Source organism: Paraburkholderia madseniana (genome assembly GCF_009690905.1).
GTDB lineage: Bacteria > Pseudomonadota > Gammaproteobacteria > Burkholderiales > Burkholderiaceae > Paraburkholderia > Paraburkholderia madseniana.
The window spans coordinates 1-22102 of sequence record NZ_VOSW01000013.1 but is presented as its reverse complement, the minus strand read 5'-3'; the positions used below and the strand labels follow the sequence as shown (position 1 = coordinate 22102).

At 61.9% G+C, this 22102-nt stretch carries 19 protein-coding genes and 1 pseudogene; 15 read left to right on the top strand and 5 right to left on the bottom strand.

The genetic code is table 11. From position 1 onward, the window contains the following. Positions 1-2: 2 nt before the first annotated feature. The 3 genes from FSO04_RS09020 (at position 3) to FSO04_RS09010 (ending at position 4655) form a co-directional block, all read left to right on the top strand. Positions 3-1454: an NAD(P)(+) transhydrogenase (Re/Si-specific) subunit beta gene (locus FSO04_RS09020; protein ID WP_154559349.1), complete on the top strand. Its 1452-nt coding sequence runs from the start codon at positions 3-5 to the stop codon at positions 1452-1454. A 33-nt stretch (positions 1455-1487) separates the two neighbouring features. Then, positions 1488-2522 carry a zinc-dependent alcohol dehydrogenase gene (locus FSO04_RS09015; protein WP_154559348.1) on the top strand — a complete coding sequence of 345 codons (1035 nt, stop codon included), beginning with the start codon at positions 1488-1490 and terminating at the stop codon, positions 2520-2522. Positions 2523-2891: 369 nt separating this feature from the next. After that, positions 2892-4655, top strand: a complete 1764-nt coding sequence (locus FSO04_RS09010) for an ABC transporter ATP-binding protein/permease (protein ID WP_154559347.1) — start codon at positions 2892-2894, stop codon at positions 4653-4655. Between the two features lie 26 nt (positions 4656-4681). Here the strand turns inward: FSO04_RS09010 and FSO04_RS09005 are convergent, their stop codons facing one another. Beyond that, positions 4682-5647, bottom strand: a complete 966-nt coding sequence (locus tag FSO04_RS09005; RefSeq protein WP_154559346.1) for a D-2-hydroxyacid dehydrogenase family protein — start codon at positions 5645-5647, stop codon at positions 4682-4684. Positions 5648-5779: 132 nt separating this feature from the next. After that, positions 5780-6706: a LysR family transcriptional regulator gene (locus FSO04_RS09000; protein WP_233464781.1), complete on the bottom strand. Its 927-nt coding sequence runs from the start codon at positions 6704-6706 to the stop codon at positions 5780-5782. 293 nt (positions 6707-6999) lie between these two features. Between FSO04_RS09000 and FSO04_RS08995 the strand changes: the two genes are divergently transcribed. After that, entirely contained in the window at positions 7000-8361 is a 1362-nt protein-coding gene (locus FSO04_RS08995; protein WP_154559345.1) for an MFS transporter, read from the top strand. A gap of 44 nt (positions 8362-8405) precedes the next feature. Beyond that, complete coding sequence (locus FSO04_RS08990) at positions 8406-9155, top strand: maleate cis-trans isomerase family protein (RefSeq protein WP_154559344.1); 750 nt, start codon at positions 8406-8408, stop codon at positions 9153-9155. 49 nt (positions 9156-9204) lie between these two features. Here FSO04_RS08990 and FSO04_RS47435 read toward each other — a convergent pair. Beyond that, a pseudogene (locus FSO04_RS47435) lies at positions 9205-9360 on the bottom strand (AraC family transcriptional regulator); the annotation flags it as partial. Positions 9361-9541: 181 nt separating this feature from the next. Next, entirely contained in the window at positions 9542-9751 is a 210-nt protein-coding gene (locus FSO04_RS08980; RefSeq protein WP_154559343.1) for a hypothetical protein, read from the bottom strand. A 35-nt stretch (positions 9752-9786) separates the two neighbouring features. On the opposite strand from FSO04_RS08980, the gene FSO04_RS08975 reads away from it, so the two are divergent. After that, positions 9787-12219, top strand: coding sequence for a DNA-binding protein (locus FSO04_RS08975; protein WP_154559342.1), 2433 nt, complete (start codon positions 9787-9789; stop codon positions 12217-12219). A 97-nt stretch (positions 12220-12316) separates the two neighbouring features. Here FSO04_RS08975 and FSO04_RS08970 read toward each other — a convergent pair whose 3' ends face one another. Then, a complete protein-coding gene (locus FSO04_RS08970) occupies positions 12317-13444 on the bottom strand; it encodes a porin (protein ID WP_154559341.1) in 1128 nt (375 codons plus the stop codon). A gap of 519 nt (positions 13445-13963) precedes the next feature. Between FSO04_RS08970 and FSO04_RS08965 the strand changes: the two genes are divergently transcribed. The 9 genes from FSO04_RS08965 to FSO04_RS08925 all read left to right on the top strand — a co-directional run. Continuing rightward, positions 13964-14995, top strand: coding sequence for an ABC transporter substrate-binding protein (locus tag FSO04_RS08965; RefSeq protein ID WP_154559340.1), 1032 nt, complete (start codon positions 13964-13966; stop codon positions 14993-14995). Between the two features lie 3 nt (positions 14996-14998). Then, positions 14999-15832 (top strand): ABC transporter ATP-binding protein, encoded by an 834-nt coding sequence (locus tag FSO04_RS08960; RefSeq protein ID WP_154559339.1) that lies wholly within the window; start codon positions 14999-15001, stop codon positions 15830-15832. Continuing rightward, a complete protein-coding gene (locus FSO04_RS08955) occupies positions 15832-16671 on the top strand; it encodes an ABC transporter permease (protein WP_154559338.1) in 840 nt (279 codons plus the stop codon). The genes FSO04_RS08960 and FSO04_RS08955 overlap by 1 nt, the downstream gene beginning before the upstream one ends. Positions 16672-16708: 37 nt before the next feature. Continuing rightward, positions 16709-18094, top strand: a complete 1386-nt coding sequence (locus FSO04_RS08950; RefSeq protein ID WP_168435621.1) for an FAD-dependent oxidoreductase — start codon at positions 16709-16711, stop codon at positions 18092-18094. Then, positions 18091-19272 carry a CaiB/BaiF CoA transferase family protein gene (locus tag FSO04_RS08945; RefSeq protein WP_154559336.1) on the top strand — a complete coding sequence of 394 codons (1182 nt, stop codon included), beginning with the start codon at positions 18091-18093 and terminating at the stop codon, positions 19270-19272. Before FSO04_RS08950 ends, FSO04_RS08945 begins: the two co-directional genes overlap by 4 nt. Then, positions 19269-20042, top strand: a complete 774-nt coding sequence (locus tag FSO04_RS08940; protein WP_154559335.1) for an enoyl-CoA hydratase-related protein — start codon at positions 19269-19271, stop codon at positions 20040-20042. The genes FSO04_RS08945 and FSO04_RS08940 overlap by 4 nt, the downstream gene beginning before the upstream one ends. Then, positions 20042-20377 carry a ferredoxin gene (gene fdxA / locus FSO04_RS08935; RefSeq protein ID WP_097395489.1) on the top strand — a complete coding sequence of 112 codons (336 nt, stop codon included), beginning with the start codon at positions 20042-20044 and terminating at the stop codon, positions 20375-20377. The genes FSO04_RS08940 and fdxA overlap by 1 nt, the downstream gene beginning before the upstream one ends. 9 nt (positions 20378-20386) lie before the next feature. Continuing rightward, complete coding sequence (locus FSO04_RS08930) at positions 20387-21301, top strand: LysR family transcriptional regulator (RefSeq protein WP_154559334.1); 915 nt, start codon at positions 20387-20389, stop codon at positions 21299-21301. A 23-nt stretch (positions 21302-21324) separates the two neighbouring features. Then, on the top strand, positions 21325-22102 hold a 778-nt coding region (locus FSO04_RS08925), incomplete at its 3' end, for an aldehyde dehydrogenase family protein (protein ID WP_168435620.1).

Here is a 22102-nt window from a genome sequence, read left to right as displayed (position 1 = left end):
CCATGTTGACCCTGCTCCCCCAACTCGGCATCGGCGTGGTCGATCTCGCTGCTGCTTTTCTCTTTCTCTACGGCCTGCACCGCATGTCGTCGCCTGTTACGGCGCCTTCGGGCATTTTCGTCGCCGGTATCGGCATGGCCGTGGCCGTGCTCGCGAGCTTCCTGTACGCCTTCGACGTCGGCGCGGCGGCCCGGCCCAACCTGCCGGCCAACCTGGGGCTCGCTGTCGTTGCTTTGGCGCTGGGCGGCGGGTTGGCCTGGTGGGGCGGCCGCAAGGTGGCGATGACCGCCATGCCGCAGATGGTGGCGATTTACAACGGCATGGGTGGCGGCGCGGCCGGCGCGATTGCCGCCGTGGAACTGTTCGGCAACAAGGCGCAGGGTGCGCCCGCGCTCATCATGACCTTGCTAGGCGCGCTGATCGGCGCGGTGTCCCTGTCGGGTTCGCTGATCGCCTGGGCCAAACTCGATGGGGTCATCAACAAGCCCGTACGAGTGAAAGGGCAGCAGGTGTTCAATGGACTGGTGTTGCTGGCAACCTTCGTGGTTGGCGGCTACATCGTCGTCGCAAGCGCGGACAACTCCGCGCTGATATTGACGATGCCGACCTGGATTTATCTGTTCTTCGGTTGTGCGCTGGCGCTCGGCGTTCTGATGACGCTGCCAATCGGCGGTGCCGATATGCCGGTGGTGATTTCGATCTTTAACGCCTTTACCGGCCTCGCGGTCGGCATTGAAGGCTACGTGTTGCAGAACCCCGCACTGATGATCGCCGGCATGGTGGTCGGTGCAGCCGGCATGTTGCTGACACTGCTGATGGCCAAGGCCATGAACCGTTCCGTGAGCAATGTAATCTTCACCAACTTCGGTGAGGTCGCCACGCGCAAGCAGGGCAAGATCAAGGGCAGCCTGAAGCCGACGCAGCCAGGCGACGCCGGCATCGCGATGCGCTATGCGGCCTCGGTGATTATCGTCCCGGGTTACGGTCTCGCGGTCTCGCAGGGGCAAGGCAAGCTGTACGAATTCGTCAAGCTGCTTCAGGCGGGCGGCGTGTCGGTGAAGTTTGCGGTGCACCCGGTGGCTGGCCGCATGCCGGGCCAGATGGACGTGCTGCTGGCCGAAGCTGGCGTGCCCTACGACGTGATCTTCCAACTCGAGGACATCAACGACCAGTTCGCCACTACGGATGTTGCGCTAGTGATCGGCGCCAACGACGTGGTCAACCCGGCCGCGCGCACCGACAAATCGTCGGCCATTTACGGCATGCCGATTCTCAACGCCGATCACGCCAAGCAGGTGTTTGTGATCAAGCGCGGGGAAGGCAAGGGCTACGCCGGCATCGTCAATGAACTCTTTTACGCAGACAACTGCAACATGGTCTATGGCGACGCCCAGACCGTGCTCATCAAGATGAGTGAAGCGGTCAGAGGGCTTGGATTGCCCGCTGTTGCCTAGTGCGCTGAATTCATCGCAACCGAGGAACAAGCCATGACATCGAAAATGCAAGCTGCCGTCGTCGAACAGTTCGGCAAGCCACTGGTGCTAAAGGAACTGGATATTCCCGAGCCCGGTCCAGGCCAGATCCTGGTGAAGACCGAAGCGTGCGGCGTATGCCACACTGATTTGCATGCCGCGAACGGGGACTGGCCGTTAAAGCCCACATTGCCGTTCATACCGGGCCATGAAGGCATCGGCATCGTCGCCGCCCTTGGTGCGGGTGTAACGGCCGTGAAGGAAGGCGACCGGGTCGGCGTACCGTGGCTCTACTCCGCTTGCGGACACTGCGAGTTTTGCCTCGCGGCGCGTGAGCCCGTATGTGCCGAAGCACAGTTTGGCGGTTATACGAAGAACGGTGGATTCGCCGAATACATAGTCGCCGATCCGAATTATGTGGCGCATATCCCAGCCCATCTGGCGGCCCGCGACGCGGCGCCCCTCATCTGTGCCGGGATTACCTCGTACAAAGGCATCAAGGAGACTCAGGCGCGCCCAGGTGAATGGGTCGTGGTCTCTGGCGTCGGTGGCCTCGGACACCTCGGCATTCAGTATGCCAAGGCGATGGGCTTGCATGTGTGCGCAGTCGACATCGATGACGGCAAGCTCGCGCATGCCAAACGCCTTGGCGCCGATGCCATGATCAACGCCAAAGACGGCGATGCGATTGCGGCCGTCAGAAAGGCCACTGGGGGCGGTGCGCATGGCGTACTGATTACGGCGCCGTCGCTGGCCGCATTCAAGCAAGGCGTTGGCATGACGCGCAAATGCGGTACTTGTGTGCTGGTTGGGTTGCCGCCGGGCGAGTTTCCGACACCCCTGTTCGACGTCGTGGCGAACTGCATCACGATTCGCGGCTCGTTTGTCGGCAATCGCCGGGACATGGCCGAAGCGCTTGCCTTCGCCGCTGACGGCAAGGTCAAGGCCGATATCGAGTTGCAGCCGCTCTCGGCGATCAACAGCGTGTTCCATCGCCTCGCGCACGGCGATGTCCCATCGCGCGTGGTGCTCGAGTTCGCAAAGGGTTGAGAGGAGGGCGCTATCGTGGCTGCCGGACCCCGGTCCGGCTCTATGGCCATATAACGCAATCGAACTAAACGGAGCTGACGCCGAATACTCCGGTCGCCAAATCGTGCTCGAAATCGGCGTGCCACGCCGTGCCTTGGCCAGCAGCATAAACACCCGACTTATCATTGCTCCGTCGAGTAACCATGACTTGTCGGCGAACCGGGCCCGCACTAGCGCCCGCCGGGTACTGGTCTTCGTCACGGATGTCGAAATCGATCATATCGAAGCCATGGCTGGCGAAGATTAAAGTCGCATCGACGGCCGGACAGGTCACACCCTACAATCACCCCGTGCACTCGGTCCGTATTCACTGCGCGTTAAGGGGCGTTCATGAGCGACCAATCTTCCGGCCCTGCGTCCGGGCAAGCGGACCGTGTCTCAGCCTGGAGCCTGATCAGACCGTACTGGGTCTCTGAGGAACGCAAGACCGCGTGGAGTCTGCTGATCACGATCATCGTCATGGACCTGGTTCTGGTCGGCATCAACGCCCGCCTGAATACGTGGAACCGTGATTTCTACAACGCACTGGAAGGCAGGAAGGTCCATGAATTCCCGCAATTGATGCTGCTTTTCAGCGCGCTTGCGTTCGCGTTCGTCGCGATCTCCGTCTATAACCGCTATCTGCGCCAGATGCTTGGCTTCCGATGGCGCCAGTGGCTGACCACACGCTATCTGCAGGAATGGCTGGGCGACGGCACCTTCTATCGCATCGAGCGCGACCGCCTCGCCGACAACCCTGACCAGCGGGTCGCCGTCGACCTCGAGTCATTCGCCAACACCACACTTTCGCTCACACTCGACCTGCTCTCGACACTCGAAACACTCGTCTGGTTCTCGATCGTCCTATGGAGCACGGCGGGCGCGCTGGCCGTCATGATTGGCGGCACGCCCGTCCAGATTCCGGGCTACATGCTGTGGGCAGCCATCGTCTATGCGATTGCCGGCTCGCTCCTGACCAACAAGGTCGGGCACCCGCTTGTGTCGATCAACTACCAGTTGCAGCGCGTCGAGGCGGATTTCCGGTTTGGCCTGATCCGTCTGCGCGAAAACGCCGAGCAGATTGCGTTCTACGACGGGATGCGGACCGAGGAATCGACCGTCCAGGACCTGTTCGGCCGGATTCGCGAAAACTGGTGGCGCGTGATGAAGTACACGCGGCGCTACAGCTTCGTGCTTAATTTCTACGCTCAGATCGCCGAAATCTTTCCGATCGTCGTGGCATCGCCCCGTTACTTCGCGGGTGTGTTCAGTTTCGGGACACTGATGCAAATCGCCGACGCATTCAGTTCGGTTAGTGGATCGCTCTCGTGGTTCATCAACAATTACGACACGCTCGTCCAATGGCGCGCCACCGTTAATCGTCTGCGCGAGTTCAAGCGCGTCATGCAGCTACCTCATCTGAAGGAGTCTGTGTCGCCCGCCACCGAGCATGGCGGCATCAATCTGCACTACGTCGACGAGAGCCAGCTCGCCACGCACACCCTCACGCTTGCGCTGCCCAACGGCGAGACGCTCGCGAGCGTGCGCGACATTGCCGTCAAGCCCGGTTCGCGCTGGCGCGTGCGTGGGCCTTCCGGCTCAGGCAAGAGCACGCTGTTGCGCGCGCTGGCGGGTCTCTGGCCGTTCGGAAACGGCTCGATCGATGCACCTGTGAACGCGCGCATGATGTTCGTCCCGCAGCAGAGCTACCTGCCGGTTGGCACCCTGAAGGCTGGGCTCACCTATCCAGCAGCGGCCGCCCACTTCGGCGACGAGGAATGTTGCGAGGCGCTGCGTCTGTGCCGGCTCGAAGGCTACGTCGACCGATTGCACGAATCTGACCATTGGTGGCGCATTCTTTCTCCCGGCGAGCAACAGCGGCTAGCAGTCGCTCGTGTGCTGATGCACAAGCCTGACTACGTATTTCTCGACGAAGCGACGAGTGCGCTCGATGCTGAAAACGAAGCGTATCTGTATCGCCTGTTGACCGAGCGATTGCCGAAAGCCGCGATAGTCAGTGTCACGCACCGCGAGTCGCTTGCGACATTCCACCAGGAGACGCTCGATATTGTGCGCGCGCGCGAGCACACAGTGGCACATACACCGCCGCCGTAGACGTGACTTACGTGACTTGTTGACCGCTACCCTTGCGCAGAACGCCCGGTTTCATCAAGCCACCGAACGATGTTCTGCACCGTATCGCCATAGAAGGTGCGATACAGTTCCTTCGACACATAGCCGATATGAGGCGTCGCGAGTACGTTGGGCAATTCGCGCAGCGGGTGCGGATTCTCGAGCGGTTCGACGTCGTACACGTCCAGCGCAGCGCCGGCAATCTGACCGGTCGTGAGTGCCCGAAGCAGGGCGGCATTGTCGACGATCGCTCCTCTCGACGTATTGATCAGCCGGCTCGTGGGTTTCATCTGCGCGAGTTCCGTCGCGCCGACCAAAGCTCGGGTTCGCTCGCTAAACCGCAAGTGGATTGACAGGAAATCTGCGGTGGAGAACAGCACATCCTTGCTGACTCGCTGCACGCCTTTTTCCGCAGCACGTTCCTCGGTGAGGTTCTCACTCCACGCGATGACGTTCATTCTGAATGCCCGGCCGATGATGCCGACAGCCGAGCCGATATGGCCAAGGCCAAGCAATCCGAGCGTCTTGCCCGCGAGTTGTTCGCCAAGCGAAAGCTGCCAGCCTCCCTGACGCACTGATTGAGTCTCGAGAGGAATGTTGCGGGCCATCGCGAGAATCAGCGCCCACGTCATCTCGATCGTCGGCGTGGACGAATAGCCCGTATGACGAATTTCGATGCCGCGTTCGGCAGCCGCCTCCTGATCGATCGACACATTCCCCGGGCCGGTCGAGGCAATCAGCTTCAGGCTCGGCAGGCTTTCGATGACCAGGCGGGACAGCGGTGTGCGTTCTCGCATGACGCATACGACGTCGAATGGCAGCAGGCGTTGAATCAGGCTCCCGATATCAGCGACGTGATCGTTGAACACCGTCACGTCTGCCAGGTCCTTAAGCGGCGACCAGTCTGCCACGCTCAGCGCGACGTTCTGATAGTCGTCGAGGACGGCGACCTTGATCGGGAGTTTCAGGTCCATGTTGCGCGCTCCGTGAGTTGTTGATGTTGCTGCTACCCGAATGCTAAGAATCCCGGCCCGTCAGGTAAATCAATAAGTAACGACGCCACCCATCGCGAGCCGCGATGGCTCACCATCGACTGGTGACAGTCCTCATGGCTCGTTATCCCGGTGCTTGTTGAGGTGGTCGACCAGCATGCGTGCAGGCAGCGGCAGCGTCTCAAAGTTGCGGGCGATGATGACCAGTGGTCGCTGCGACCACGGTTCATCAAGCTCAACGACGCGAAACGGCACCGACTGCATATAAGGCGTCACGCTTCCCTTGGGAAGCACGCCAATGCCGAGACCCGCGCTGACCATGTTGCGCACGCCCTCGAAGCTGGTCACTTCGATGCGCACGCGAAGCCGCATGCCCGCACGCTCAGCGGCGGCGCGACACAACTTCGAAATGGACGTGCCATACGGCATGCTGACGAAGTCGTCCTCCAGAACTTCCGCGAAGGTCACGCTCGCGCGCTCGGCGAGCCGATGATCCGACGGCACGATCACGACCAGCTTATCGACGCTGTATGGACGCCACTGCAGATCGCCGAGAGCGTCCCGGGTAGCCGCGCAGATGCCGAGATCGGCGACACCGCTTGCGATTGCCTGCACGACTTCATCGCTCGACTTCTCGGCCATATCGATCCGCACCTTCGGATTGGTGCGCAGGAAGGTGCGCAGCACACCCGGCAGATACTGGACCATGGCCGTAAAGTTCACATAAATCCGGGTATGGCCCCTCAATCCCGCCGAATACTCAGACAATTCATCCGAAATTTGCTGCAAGTGCTCGCTCAGCCGCTTCGCATGATGATAGAGCGCCTCGCCGGCCGGCGTAGGTTGCACACCGCGGCTGTGCCGATACAACAGCGGCGTGCCGGCGTCCTCTTCGAGATCCGATACGCGCTTACTGACGGCTGACGCCACGATATGCGTGCGGGCCGCCGCCGCGGCAATGCTGCCCTCCTCAATGACGGCCACAAAAATGCGCAGGGACTCCATGTCGAGGCGCAACGGCCGTTCTGCTGAAACACGCATCCTTACTCCTTCGGGTTGGCTATCCGGTCGCGGGCACCCATCGCGGTTGGCGATGCCTCTATTGAACATTGAGAAGTTTTCAATCCGCCTGCCGACCGGCATCCTGTGTGCCATAGGGCTCAATCCTCGCAGGACGATCGGTTGAGGCGTGCGACCGGGCACTGTGCCTCGCGATTCTATGTCGAGGCGGCGCGGTTGTCCTGGACGCCGGCCCATCAGCCTTTTCAGAAGCACAAGCCGGTGGACGGCCGGCACGCAGGAAAACTCGGTTGAAAACATGAAGGAGACGAAAGATGGAACACAAACAACTGGCCTTGAGCGCGCGAACGCGCTGGTACGAGGGGCTCACGGCAATGCACTGGCGTGTGCTGAAGGCCAGCTTTCTCGGCTGGATTTTCGACGGCTATGAGGCACTGGCACTCGTCGTCGTGCTTGGGCCGATGCTGCATTCGGTGCTGTCGCCGGCACAAGCCGCGTCTCCTACGACATACGCAGGTCTGGTTATCGGCATCACGTTGCTTGGCTGGGGGGCGGGCGGTCTGATCGGCGGGATTCTCGCGGACTATGTCGGACGCAAGCGGATGATGCTCTGGTCCGTCTTCCTCTATGCGGTGTTTTCGGGTTTGACCGCATTCTCGCAAACCTTCTGGGTGTTGTGCGGGCTGCGCTTCCTGACCGGCCTCGCCATGGGCAGCGAATGGAGCACGGGCGTCGCGCTGCTGTCGGAAACATGGCCTGAGCGGGCGCGTGCGAAAGGGGCGGGGTTCCTGCAATCGGGCTTCGGCTGGGGCACGCTGATCGCGGCGGTCGTGTGGTACGCGCTTTCGTCGGCGCATCCACTCGGCGCCGAAACGTGGCGGTTGATGTTCGTGCTTGGCGCAGTCCCCGCGCTTTTTGTGCTGTACATCCGCCGTGGGGTCAACGAGTCGGAGAAATGGCAACGCGCGGTGCGCGAAAAACGCTGGAGCGCGACGAGCACGACGAGCACCCAGCCGGTTGCGGGCGACGCGTCTGCTTCCGACAAGCGCCCCTTCACGCTCACGCAACTGTTCCGCGAACCCGAAGCGCTGCGCCGCACGCTGCTTCTGCTCGTGCTGTCGATCGTCACGACCGTTGGCTGGTGGGCCATTTCCAGCTGGCTGCCGACTTATACCGTAGCGCTCGCTAAAGCCGAAGGCATCCCCGATGCGTTGTCGTGGGGCTCGAAGGTATCGATTGCGTACACCATCGGCGCGATTGCAGCCTACATGATCGCGGGCTTCGTGGTGGATGCAATCGGCCGGCGAGCGTTCCTGTCACTCACTTTCGTCGGTGCACTGCTCACAACGGTCGTCACGTACAAGCTGACGACAAGCGTCGAAGCGATGATGGTCGTTGCGCCAATCAATGGCTTCTTCACCTTGGGCTGTGCCTATGTCTGGATGGCGATCTACCCATGTGAACTCTTTGGTTCCAGCGTACGTTCCACCGCGATTAGCTTCGTGTTCAATGCTGCGCGTCTGATCGCGTGGGTGTTCCCGATCATCGCGGGCAGCATGATCAAATCGTTCGGTGGTGTGTCTCAAGCTGCGTTGGCACTCGGCTCTGTGTATCTGATCGGTATCGTGGTTCCGTGGTTTTTGCCGGAGACGCGTGGCACGGGCATGCCGGACTGAGTCAGTTCATAAATTTGGATACCTAATTCTATTTGGAGAGAAAGATGCCTCAAAATTTTCGTATCGGACAGATCGTTCCAAGCTCGAATACGACCATGGAAACGGAAATTCCCGCCATGCTGCGTGCCCGTGAAGCGATCCGTCCCGAGCGGTTCACTTTCCATTCGAGCCGGATGAGAATGCACAAGGTCACGAAGGAAGAACTGGTCGCGATGAACAAGGAAGGTCTGCGCTGCGCGGCGGAACTCGCCGACGCGCGTGTCGATGTCATGAGCACGGCGTGCCTGGTTGCGATCATGGCGATGGGGCCCGGATATCATCTGCAAACCGAACGCGAACTGCTGGAAGTTGCGCGCGCCAATCATTGTCTTGCGCCCGTCATGACCTCCGCGGGCGCGTTGGTAGACGGTCTGAAGATCATGGGCGCCCGCCGGATTTCGCTGATGGCGCCATACATGCGGCCCTTGACTGACCTTGTCGTCGCTTATATCGAGAACGAAGGCATTGAGGTCATCGATTCCCTCTGCTTCGAGATTCCCGACAACCTTGAAGTCGGTCTGCGCGACCCGATGCAACTGGTCGACGACGTTCGCGGTCTGAACACGGAAGGCGCGGACGTCGTGGTGGCGTCCGCTTGCGTCCAGATGCCTTCATTGCCGGCGATTCAGCGCATTGAAGACATGCTGGGAATCCGCACCGTCTCGACTGCGGTATGCACCGTTCGGCGCATGCTGGATCATCTTAAGCTTGAGCCGATCGTCCCTGGCGCGGGGGCGTTGCTTGCCGGGGTGTGATCGGCTATCGTTGACGCTCAGCCGATTTTTTCGAATGCGGCTTTGTACATTAGCGGAGCTCTGCGCGAAGCTCGCGCACTCCCCGCCCTAAGCGATCACGCAAGAGCGTTCCCAACGTCGCCCCGTCAGCGTAGCCGACCTCGACTGCGATGGCATCGAGGTCAAGGTCGCTGCCGTGGACAAGCGATCTCGCCCGCTCGCCCCGCTGGGTCTTCTGCTCCAGGGCAAGTAAGTGCGGGAGGCGCCATCAATGAACGCCCTCATCGTCATTGCTGGCGCCACCGGCAGTGTCGCGACCAGGCGCTTGCGACCGACAACCGGAAGCTGGAATACGCCGCGCTGCATCTCGGCGAATAAGAAATAGAAAAGACGTCGAACAGTTCGCCTTAAATAGTGGCCGGTTTGACGCCGCGCGTCCGTTCGTCCGATGCCGCCTTGATATCGCCCATAATATCGATCTCACGCTGTACCGCGCGGATGACGTCAGTCACCGCGTTGCCGGTTTTTTCAGTGAACGGCGAATCGCGCGGGATGAGCCAACCCGCATTCCTTTCGTCGGGAATATCGCTGGGTGGAGTAACGTATTGGGGACTCAATTTTTCGTCAGGTCAAAATGAGCTTTGAGGCGCTTATGTCTACGGACGCAGACACAATCACGGACGAACTCGTCGCCGGAATCGCAGATCGCATGGTCGAAGAAGGCCGGAAGGTGTCTCCAGTGACCATTTGGCCGGAGATTCCTGGCGGTTCGATCGTTGCCATTGCGGCAGCTTTGCAACGCTGGCGCGAAGCGCGACAGCCCCTCACGCCCCATGTGCAGGTTCAGGCCGAGTTGCCGGAGCATATCGCCGGAACCATGACGAGTGCCGCTGAGCGGCTCTGGATGGCCGCCCAAGGCGAAGCTGACCGGGCGGTCAGTCAGCACCTGAGTGCCGTGAACCAGCACCTCGATGCTGCCCGCACGGAACGGGATGAGGCGCTTGCCGAGTATCAGAAGACAGCGGCGGAAGTCGAAGCCGGGCGTGAGCGGCATAGTGCGCTGACGAGCGCGCTGAGTACCGCCGAGGATACGTCCGCGCGTCTCGCGGCGGAACTCGCGGCCGCTACGGCGCGTGCTGACGCTGGCGAGGTTCGCGCGGAAGAACTGGCACAACGTGTGTCGGTGGAAGAGGCCGCGCTGGAGCACACGAAGGCGGAACTCGACCAGGAGCGTCACGCGCGTGGGGAGTTGGCCGCTGCTGCTTCCAGCCACCACGATCAGATCGCACAAATGAAGCAGGAGCTCGACGAGGCGCGGCAGGAGGTTACCTCGATCGGCTACGACTGTCAGGCGAAGTCGGCCGAAGCGGATAGAGCGTTGGATGAGGCTAGCGAGGCTTCGGCGCGCGCAGAAGCGGCCACGGCGCAGATGAACGAGAGTCTCGCGCGGGTTGCTGGACTCGAGGCTGAGCGGGATGAGGCGCGCTTTGCGCTCGAAGCAGAGCGCCAGACGAGCGCGGCGCGGAGCGAGGAAGCGTTGATTCAGTTTGATGAATTGCAGCGCGTCGGACGGGAACTGGAGGCGGCGCGGGAGCAGGTCAGCGCCATGACTGAGGCGAAGGCGGCTGTGAGCGCTGAGCTGGCTCAGGTTTCGCACGACGCGTCTGTCGCGAGGGACGAACTGGCTCGGGTCTCGCAGGATGCGTCTGCCGCGAAGGAGCGGGCAGAGGCCGCGGAGCAGCAAGCGGCGACGTTGCAGCAGCGCCTCGCGGAAGTCGAGCAGGCGAAGTCGTCCGAAGCTGATCGATGGGCGCAGGAATCTGGCGCGGCTTCGTCGCGTGCAGAAGCCGCTACGGCGCAGGCGAACGAGAGCCTCGCGCGGGCCGCCGCGCTGGAGGCTGAACGGGATGAGGCGCATGCCGCGCTTGCAGCAGAGCGTCAGGCGAGCGCAGTGCGGAGCGAGGAAGCGTCGGGTCAGCGCGACGAACTGCAACGCGTCACCCGGGAACTCGAGGCGGCGCAGGAGCAGGTCAGCGCCATGACCGAAGCGAACGCGGCCGCGACCGCTGAACTGGTCCAGGTCTCGCACGACGCGTCTGCCGCGAGGAAGCGGGCAGAGTTCGCGGAACAGCATGCGGTGACGTTGCAGCAGCGCCTCGCAGAAGCCGAGCAGGCGAAGTTCGCCGAAGCGGAACGATGGTCGCAGGAATCCAGTGCGGCTTCATCACGCGCAGAAGCCGCCACGGCACAGGTGAGCGAGAGCCTCGCGCGGGTTGCCGCGATCGAAGCTGAACTCAATGAGGTGCGCACTGCGCTCGCTGCCGAGCGCCAGACAAGCGCGGCGCGGGGCGAGGAAGCGTCGGTCCAGCTGAACGAACTGCAGCGCGTCACTCGGGAACTCGAGGAAGCGCGGATCGCGCTCGAAACAGAGCGGCGGATAAACGCAGAGCGGAGCGGGGCAGCGTCGATTCAGCACGACGAACTGCAAGGCGTCACCCGGGAACTCGAGGCGGCGCGGGAGCAGGTCAGCGCCATGACTGAGGCGAAAGCGGCCGCGATCGCTGAACTGGCTCAGGTTTCGCAGGATGCGTCTGCCGCGAAGGAGCGGGCAGAGGCCGCCGAACAGCATGCGGCGACATTGGCGCAGCGCCTTGGAGAAGTCGAGAAGGCTCGCGCGGAAGAAGCGCGACGCAACCATCAACTTGCCCTTCAGGCGGGCGACTCTGCGAAGGCGGAAGAAGTCGTCGAGTTACAACGGCAGATATCGGCTCAGGCCAAAGCGCATGAGAAGGCCTTTAACGAGCTTCGCACGATTGCTGAACAGTGGGTGGAGCATGCTAAAGACCTGAAGGAACGACTCGCTTCGGCAAACGAAAAGCTATTGTTCATCGACTCGCGCAGCACAGGAGAAGTGGCGCTCATCCGGAAACTCTCGTCTGAGCTTGAGCGGCTTAAGCCCGATAGTGAGTTGGTATCCCGGGACACGCAGCAAAAGCTGATCGGGGCGACGATGACCGAGCGACTTTCGCAGAAGGGTTATCGGTATGACCCGACGACGGCGGTTATGTCGAAGGTAGAGCGTTGATTTCCTGCTGGCCATCGACATCGCCGGCCAGCCCACTGAAGAACGCCGGATCCTTTGATCCGGCGTTCTGCGCCGTCGTGCCGGCAAATCACACGGCTTACCACTTATGCCGGAGTCCGATCACCGCCGACACTTGCGACTTGGTGGTGGACGGTGAGAGCGAATAGATCTGCGCGTACTGCGCATCACCCGCCGCTTTCTGATAGATGCCTACCAGAAATAGATCGGTGCGCTTGCTGAGCAGGTAGTCCACGCCGGTATTCACCTGATGCCATTTTGGACTGTTGTTCTGCGGGTGGTATTGCCCTGTGGTGAAGATATACGCGGCGCCAAGAATGAGTTGCCGCGTCACGTAGTCAGTCAGCGAAACCTCAAAATTCTGCAGCGTCAGGCGCGACGTGTCGAGATAGTCGAATCGCGCGTTGGTATAAAGCAGCGACAGGTTCGCCGGCCCGAACGCGTAAGCGCCGCCCGCTCCAAACATCCTCTGCTTGTTGACGCCCGCTTTGGTCGCCGGATTCGTGATGAACGGTGACGTGAAGCCATAGTCGTTGACCACCGCGCCGTTCGTGTTATTGGCGTCGTTCGGCGTATTGACCTGAAGGAACGCCAGGCCGGCTGATAGCGGCCCGTTGCGATACTGCACCGCGGCGCTATAGGCATTGTTGTCGGAGAAGCCGCCCGCCTTATTCGAGAAACCGTAGAGCCCTTCGAACTGAAGACCTTTGTAGTCGATGCTCTTGTACTGGACCGCGTTATTGATCCGGAACGTGTCGAACACGTTATCACTGTCGCCAATGTGCGCGCCGTACGCCGCGAACTGACAGGCCGACGAGAATACACACAGAGTTACCGCCTCGTCGTATTGACGGCCGAGCGTCACCGTTCCGAGGGTATCCGACGACAAGCCGACAAACGCCTGCCTGCCAAACTCACGGCCTCCCTGGGACAGTGCGCCAGTCGCCAGGCTGTAGCCGCCTTCCAGCGTGAAGATGGCCTTCAGACCTCCACCCAGATCCTCTACGCCCTTCATCCCCCAGCGAGGCGTCTGCATCGGGCCGCTCGCGAATTGCCACGTCGCGTGCCCTTGCTTGTCGGCCCCTTTCTGATTGTTCGCGTAGACGATGCCGGTCGAGATCAGCCCGTACAGGGTCACGCTGCTTTGGGCAGATGCCGTCTGGCAGAGCAGGGCCATTGAAGCGAGAACAAAGATGCGTCGATTCATGATTTCCTTTAAATGGCTTGTTTTGGGAAAGTGAAAGCAAATACTTGAATCTGAATTGTTTTTAGGATCACGAAGCAAAGTCATTGCACAGAGAAGGCTTCGTGTCTCCGATAACCGTCTCAACTTTCTCGGGTGAATGGACAGATCAGCCTGGCGTTCCCGCGCCGTGAAGGTCTGTCGCGACCACTGCCTTTCGGTAATCGACCTGTACGGCGATGCGAATCTGGTGCGATTGCTGGCGATTCTTGCGGAACAAAATTCACGACAGCTAGCACCGAATTTGACTACCAGTGATCGAATTTTTAGCGCATCGAAGGCTCAGAGGTGCGCGAATCGCGCACGCTCGCGTGCAATTTGTCTGATGTTTTGCGCAGAATGGGTGAGCTAATTCCGGCATCACTCATCTTCAAAATTGATGCTTGCGGGGACACTTTTGGCTCTTAATAATCGTTTGGACCGGCAGCACTCAGCGTTAAACGACCGGCCCCTTGTATCCAGGAAGGACCAACGGAGGAGATGATGTCAGTAATCGAAAATGCCGGACGTCGGCGTTTGCTGCGGATGACACTCGCGGCGGGCGGCATGGCTGCAACGGGCGCGCTGCTTTCCGTGCGCGCCTTTGCAGGCGACAGGGCAACCGTCAACATGCAACTGGGCTGGATTCCGGGCGGCAACCAGGTCGGTGAGGTGACGGCGAAGCGGCTCGGCTATTACGAGCAGGAAGGCATCGATTTTCACATCCAGCCGGGTGGCCCGAACATTGACGGCGTCGCGATTGTCGCCTCGGGCCGATCCGAAGCCGGAGAGATTTCGTCGAGCCCGTCGATCATGCTTGCGGTCTCAGAAGGTTTGCCGATCAAATGTATCGCGGTCGGGCTGCAGCAGCATCCTTACAGTTTCTTTTCGCTCAAGAAGAATCCTGTGCGCACGCCGCACGACATGATCGGCAAGCGTATCGGTATCCAGTCGACGGGCATGGTGCTGCTCAAGGCGCTGCTCGCGAAGAACAAGATCCCGGAAAGCCAGGTCAACATCGTGCCGATCGGCGCCGACATGATGCCGCTTCTGAGTGGCCAGGTCGACGCGGTGACTGGCTGGCAAACCAACACCACAGCGCTCAAGGCGCTCGGGGCAGATCGCGTCGACCTGCGTCTGTGGGACACCGGCGTGCGCCTCTACGCGCTGCCGTACTACGCGAACACCGCGACACTCAAGGACCATCCCGACATCGTTACGCGGTTCATGCGCGCAACCGCGCGTGGCTGGCTTTACGCGAATGCGCATCGCGACCAGGCCGTCGATCTGCTCATCAAGGAATATCCGAATCTGAACCACGCCGATGAGCGCGTCGCGATCGATTCGCTGATGGGCTACGCGTTCGATCAGGCCACGCAGACCCAGGGCTGGGGCACGATGGACGCGAAGGTCTGGGAGGAGCAGATCACGATGTACGGTCAACTCGGCCAGTTCCGGGGAAGTCAGCCCAAGGTCGATGACGTGATGACGATGGACGTTCTTAACGCTACCCGTTCCTCTCGCCTCAAGGTGTAATCCATGCATGCTGCCACTATGAATCCGCCGCGCGCGGACGGGTCCGGTTCGTCTGCCGGCGCGCTGCAAGACACCAATCTGTCTATCAGTTGCCGCAATATCAATGTGCGCTTTTTCACCGACCGGCGCAGCGTCACCGCGATCGAAGGCTTGAGCCTTGACGTCGCCGCCGGGGAATTCCTCACGCTCCTCGGTCCCTCAGGCTGCGGGAAGTCGACGTTCCTGCGAGTCGTCGCGGACCTCATCAAGCCGAGCCGTGGCGAAATCAGCGTGCTTGGCGCGGCGCCCCGTGTCGCGCGTGAGCGTCGGGACATCGGCTTCGTGTTTCAGGACGCGGCGTTGCTGCCGTGGCGCACGGCGATCCAGAACGTGCAGTTGCCGCTCGAAGTCGCGGGTGGCAAGGCGCGTGCAGGCCGGGCGACACCGCGTGAACTGCTCGAACTCGTCGGCCTCAAGGGGCGCGAGGACGCTTACCCGCACGAGATGTCCGGCGGGATGCGCCAGCGTGTCGCGATTGCGCGTGCGCTCGTCAGCGACCCGAAAGTCCTGCTGATGGACGAGCCTTTTGGCGCGCTCGATGAAATCACGCGTGACCGTCTGAACGAAGAATTGCGTCGCGTCTGGAAAGAGATGGGCCTCACGACGCTCTTCGTCACCCACAGCATTTATGAAGCGGCGTTTCTCGGCCAGCGCGTGCTGATGCTGGCCGCCAATCCTGGGCGTGTGAAGGAGATCGTCCCGGTTGGACTGCCGGAAGACCGGACGCTCGATATCCGCGAGACCCGTGAATTCGTCGAACTCGCTGCCTATCTGCGGCGCGTACTGGAGACCTGCTGATGACCACGTCCGAAATGCAATTGAACCTGTCGTCTCAAGCGGCGGACCCTGAAGCGCAAGCATGGCTTGCGCAACGCCGCCAGCGCCTGTGGCGCGCGCGCCTCCTGCCGGTACTCGGCGTCGCGGGCTTGCTGTTCACGTGGTGGGCGGTGGTGGCGGGCTTTCATGTGAAGCCGTTTATCGCGCCGTCGCCGCTCCTGGTTCTGGAGACGCTGTTCAACAAGAGCGACGTGCTGCTGCAGAACCTGGTGCCGACCGCGATCGAGGCAGTGGGAGGTTTTCTGCTCGGCAACCTGGCGGCGATCCTGATCGCCACCGTTTTCGTGCACAACAAGACGCTGCAGGACATCTTCTATCCGGTCGCGGTGATGATCAACTCGATTCCGGTGGTCGCGAAGGCGCCGATTCTCGTTCTCATCATGGGTAACGGTCTTGAGCCGAAGATCACGATCGCGGCGATCGTCTGTTTCTTCCCGACGCTCGTGAATATGGTTCGCGGGCTGCAAGCGGTGAACCCGCAGGCGATGGAACTGATGCAGATCCTGTCGGCAAGCAAGCGCGAAATCTTCTTCAAGCTGCGCCTCTACGCTTCGCTGCCTTATCTCTTCTCCGCATTGCGCATCGCTGCGTCGATGTCGGTAATTGGCGCGGTGGTCGGCGAATGGATCGGCGCCACGCAAGGTATCGGCGCCATGATCATCCAGGCGACCTACAGCTTCGATTCAGCCCTGCTGTACACGGCAATCATCATGAGCGCTGTGCTGTCCGGCATGTTCTTCCTGGTGATCGCGATTATCGAACGCCTGGTGGTCAGATGGCAGCCCGAAAGCACGCATTGAACCGAACACGAAATACCCGAATTCTCAGAGGAGACAAGTGAACATGATCAGCGATTTGATTCAGGAAAATGCGCGCGACGTGCGCGTTGCGGCCAAGGCAAATGTTGTGGTGGTGGGCGGCGGTCCCGCAGGCCTGTCGGCAGCGATCGGGGCGGCGCGCAACGGCGCCGAAGTGATTCTGCTGGAGCGTTACAACCACCTGGGCGGCCTCGCATCCGGCGGCATGGTGCTGGTGCTCGACGACATGTGGGACAACCACCTGCAGGAAATTTCGGTGCGCGGCGTCTGCATGACCTTCATCGAACGGATGGCGGCGCGCAAGCTGGCGGCGTTCCCGCGCTCGGACGAGTGGGGCGAGGATCCTGCCGCGTATCGCAAGTGGGGACGTTGGGGCACCTTCGACTTTCACAGCCAGAAGACGCCTCACCCCGTGTGCTTCGCCGCAGCGTTCGATCCGGATGGGATGAAGCGCGTCGCGCTGGAGATGGTGGAATCGCTCGGCATCAAGTTGCGTTTGCATTCATGGTTCTCGCGCACGCTGGTCGAAGACGGTCAGGTGAAGGGCGTAATCTGCGAGACGAAGAGCGGTCGTGAAGCGATCCTCGCCGACGTGGTGATCGACGCGACGGGTGACCTGGATGTTGCTGCGTCGGCGGGCGTGCCGCATGTCGGCGGCACCTATATCACGACGACGGTATTTCGACTCGGCGGCGTCGATACGGAAGCGGCCGAACGTTTCGAAGCCGAAGAACCCGAGGCATTCGCGGCACTCGATCGCCAGATCAAGCGCATTCTCGGTGGCTCGTGGGGCTACTGGTGGCTGAAGACACCGTTGCCCGGCGTGGTGTGGTGCAACTGCCCGCACATGGCCGGTCTTGACGGCCTCAATCCCGAAGACCTGACACGCGCTGAAGTACAGGGCCGGAAGCACATTCACGCGGTGGTCGATTTCGTGCGCGAGAAGTTGCCCGGGTTCGAGCAGTGTTACGTGATCGATGTCGCGCCGCAAACCGGCGTGCGCCAGACGCGCCTGCTCGAAGGCGAGTATGTGATGACGAAGGACGACCTCGCGCAGCGTACCCGTTTCGACGACAGCATCGCGCGTGGCCGTGACTACTACATGCCGTATCGTGTGTTGCTGCCGAAGCAGATCGACAACCTGCTGGTTGCCGGCCGGCACTATTCGGCGACCTCGCAGGCGCAGAAGATGTCGCGTGAAATTCCGCCTTGCATGGCGATGGGCGAAGCCGCCGGTGTGGCTGCCGCGCTCGCGCTCGACGCGGGCGTGCGAGTGCGCGACGTGGACGTGCACTCGCTGCAGAAGACCTTGCGCACACAAGGCGCCGATCCGGGCGACCAGACCGGCCGCAACGCCGACGTCCCATCGCTTGCCGCACACATCGAGAAGCGGGAGGCCGCATGAGCGTCGCCGACAACGTCGCGAAGACAACTGACCTGCCGCTTGCCGGCGTGCGCGTAGTCGATCTCACGCAGGTCATGATGGGTCCGGTCTGCACGCAGATGCTCGCCGATTACGGCGCCGACGTGATCAAGGTCGAGAGAAAGGGCGCGGGCGACTTGAGCCGTTCGACGTTCGAGCCGGTGGCCGGTGCGGACAATCCGATCTTCTGCAGTCTGAATCGCAACAAGCGCAGCGTGGCGCTCGACCTGCGCGACGCGCAGCAACTGGCTGATCTGAAGGCGCTGATCGCGGACGCGGACGTGGTCGTCAGCAATTTCCGCGCGGGCGTGATGGACCGTATGGGCGTCGGCTACGAAGACTGCCGCCGATTGAATCCGCGGATCATCTACGCGGTGGGCACGGGCTTCGGCGAAACCGGACCGTATGCGCACAAGGGTGGCCAGGACGTGCTCGCCCAGGCGATGAGCGGTGTGATGGCGCGCCGCGCTGATGAGTCGTTGCCGATTTCCGTGTACCCGACTGCGCTCGCCGACTATTCGGCCGGCATGCACATGGTGCAGGGCATCCTGCTCGCGTTGCTGCATCGTGAGCGCACGGGCGAGGGGCAGAAGGTCAACGTGTCGCTGTACAACTCGATGCTCGCGATGCAGATGCAGGAAGCCGCCATGATCATGATGGCCGACTCGGAAGTGAACTGGGCCGCGATGCCGCTCTCGGGTGTCTTCGATACCCAGGATGGCGCACTGGTGCTCGTCGGTGCGTTCAAGGCGAATCCGCTGCGCGACATCTGCGCCGCGCTGGATATCGACGACCTGTCGCTCGACGCGCGCTTTTGCAATCTCAACCAGCAGTTCGTTCACAAGACCGAATTGCAGCGGATTTTCCGGGAGCGCTTTGCAAGCAACACGCGCGACTTCTGGCTCGCACGCCTCGAAGATCAGGACCTGCTGTGTGCACCGGTGCGCGATCTGCGTGAAGCGCTGGTCGATCCTCAGACGCTGCATAACCAGCTGATTCTGGAGGGCGAGGGCGAAGGCCAGCCGGTGCGCTTCATCGGCAGCCCGATCGAGCTTTCGCTCGCGCCGGTTGGCTTGCGGCGTGGGCCGCCGCGCCTCGGCCAGCATACCGAAGAGGTCTTGCAACAATTGCGCGGCAAGGTCGCCACGGAGGCTGTATGAGCGTACGTCTTGTCATCGACCAGCACGTTGCCACGGTGACGCTGGCGCGGCCGGAAGCGCTCAACGCCGTGGACCTCGCCACCGAAGCCGAACTGCAACGCGTGTGGAACGAGCTCGAACGGAACCGCGATGTGCGGGTCGTGGTTCTGACGGGCGAAGGCGAGCGCGCGTTCTGCGTCGGCGCGGACCTGAAGAATCCGTCGGTGAGCGGCCTTGAGTACTGGGCGGCGCCACGGCCAGGCGGCTTTGGTGGCATTGCGCTTCGCGAGACGCTCAACGTGCCGGTTATCGCGCGGGTCAACGGTTATGCGCTGGGTGGCGGCTTCGAAATGGTGCTGGGTTGCGATCTGGTGGTCGCGTGTGACGAGGCGAGCTTCGGGCTGCCCGAGGCGCTCGTCGGGCGCATGCCGCTTGACGGCGGCATGACCCTGCTGCAACGCCAGATCCCGTACCGCCAGGCGATGGCGATGCTGATGACCGGTCGACGCGTTTCGGCACGCGAGGGACTCGAGATGGGCCTCGTCAACGAAGTCGTGCCGCGTGCCGAACTGGACGCCGCCGTCGAGCGCTGGGTTCAGGCGCTGCTCGCGTGCGCCCCGCTGTCGCTGCAGGCGATCAAGCAGGTGGTCAAACGCACCTCCACACTCTCGCCTGCGGACGCCCAGGCACTGCGACTGCCCGCCTTGGTGGCCGCGTTGCAATCCGAGGACGCGAATGAAGGCGTGCGCGCGTTCCAGGAGAAGCGCAAACCGGTCTGGAGTGGACGCTGATGGCCTACGTCATCACTTCGCCGTGCATCGACGTCAAAGACGGGGCGTGCGTGCAATGCTGTCCGGTCGACTGTATCTACGAAGGTGGGCGCACGCTCTACATCCACCCTGAGGAGTGCATCAACTGTGGGGTGTGTGTATCGGTGTGCCCGACCGAAGCGATCTTTCACGATGAAGAACTCCCGCAATCGGAGGCCATCTTCGCCGCCGTGAACCGGGATTTCTTCGGGCCGGAAGCGAGTGCGCTCGGTTCCCCGGGTGGCGCATGTGACGTGGGCAAGGTAGCCTGCGATCATCCCGTGGTCGCCGCCTGGACGGTGCGGCCGATGAACTGAGAAAACACGATGCATGCGAATGTCCTGAAGTATTTTGTCGAAGTGGCTCGGTGCAGTTCGATCCGCAAGGCCGCGCAGAACCTCTATGTCGCGTCGAGCGCGGTCAACCGGCAGATCCTGAAGCTCGAAGCCGAGATGGGGACCGAACTGTTCGACCGGCTGCCGAACGGCATCCGGCTGAACGCGGCCGGCGAGCGCATGCTGCAACACATTCGCGCGACACTGAACGACTTCCACTTGATGCGCAGCGAACTTGACGATCTGAAGGGCGAACGCAAGGGGCACGTCTCGGTCGTGGCAATGGATTCGCTGTTCGTCGATTTTCTGCCGGCGACCGTCGAGGAGTTTTCGGACGCCTATCCGGCTGTCACTTATTCGATCGCCGCGGTGCCGCCGCACGACGTACCGACGCGACTCGTGAGTGGCGAGTATGACGTCGGCATTACGTACATTACGAAGCTGCCCGCCGGCCTCGATGTCGTGACCGAGGTATCGTTGCCGCCGGGTGTGGTGATGGCGTCGTCGCATCCGCTGGCGAAGACGGAGCGCATCAGCTTCGACGAATGCCGTAATCACGCGTTTCTGCGGCTTGAAGGACGATCGCCGATCCAGGGCGTCGTCACGACCGACTTTCCCGAGTACTGGGAGTCGTTGCAGCCGAGCGTCACCTGCAACTCGACGACGCTGCTCAAGCGGCTGATTGCGTCAGGGCGGGGTATTTCATTTTTTTCAAAACTAGCTTTCCTCGACGAACTGGCGCGCGGTGACGTGGTATGGAGACCGCTCGACGACGTGAACGTGAACGCACTCACCGTCGGCGTCATCACACCCAATCAGCGTGCGTTACCTCACGTGACGCTGGAGTTCGTCGAACGTATCGTGCGGCGCCTGAGGCATGTCGAATTGGCGTTGCGCGACGCGTGATCATCAACTAACAGGAACATAACGTGGTCACATCAGGCTATACAGATACCCGTCTTCTGATCAACGGCGAGTGGTGCGACGCCGCCAGCGGCAAAACCCTCGACGTCGTCAATCCCGCCACCGGCAAAGCTATCGGCAAGGTGGCTCACGCCGGTATCGCCGATCTGGATCGCGCGCTGGTCGCCGCGCAGCGCGGCTTCGAAGCCTGGCGCAAGATTCCGGCCAACGAACGTGCCACCACCGTGCGCAAGGCCGCGGCCCTGGTGCGTGAACGTGCTTCGGACATCGCCCGCCTGATGACGCAGGAACAGGGCAAGCCGTTCGCCGAGGCGCGCGTCGAAGTGCTGTCCGCGGCGGACATCATCGAATGGTTCGCCGACGAAGGCCGCCGCGTCTACGGCCGGGTCGTGCCGCCGCGCAATCTGGCGGTGCAGCAAACCGTGCTCAAGGAGCCGATCGGCCCGGTGGCCGCCTTCACGCCGTGGAATTTCCCGGTCAATCAGGTCGTGCGCAAGCTGAGCGCGGCGCTCGCGTGCGGCTGCTCGTTCCTCGTCAAGGCGCCGGAAGAAACCCCGGCGTCGCCGGCGGCGTTGCTGCAGGCGTTCGTCGAAGCCGGCGTGCCGGCCGGTACGGTCGGCCTCGTGTTCGGCGATCCGGCGGAGATTTCCAGCTACCTGATTCCGCATCCGGTGATCCGCAAGGTCACGTTCACCGGCTCGACGCCGGTCGGCAAGCAACTGGCCGCGCTGGCCGGCACGCACATGAAGCGCGCGACGATGGAGCTGGGCGGTCATGCGCCTG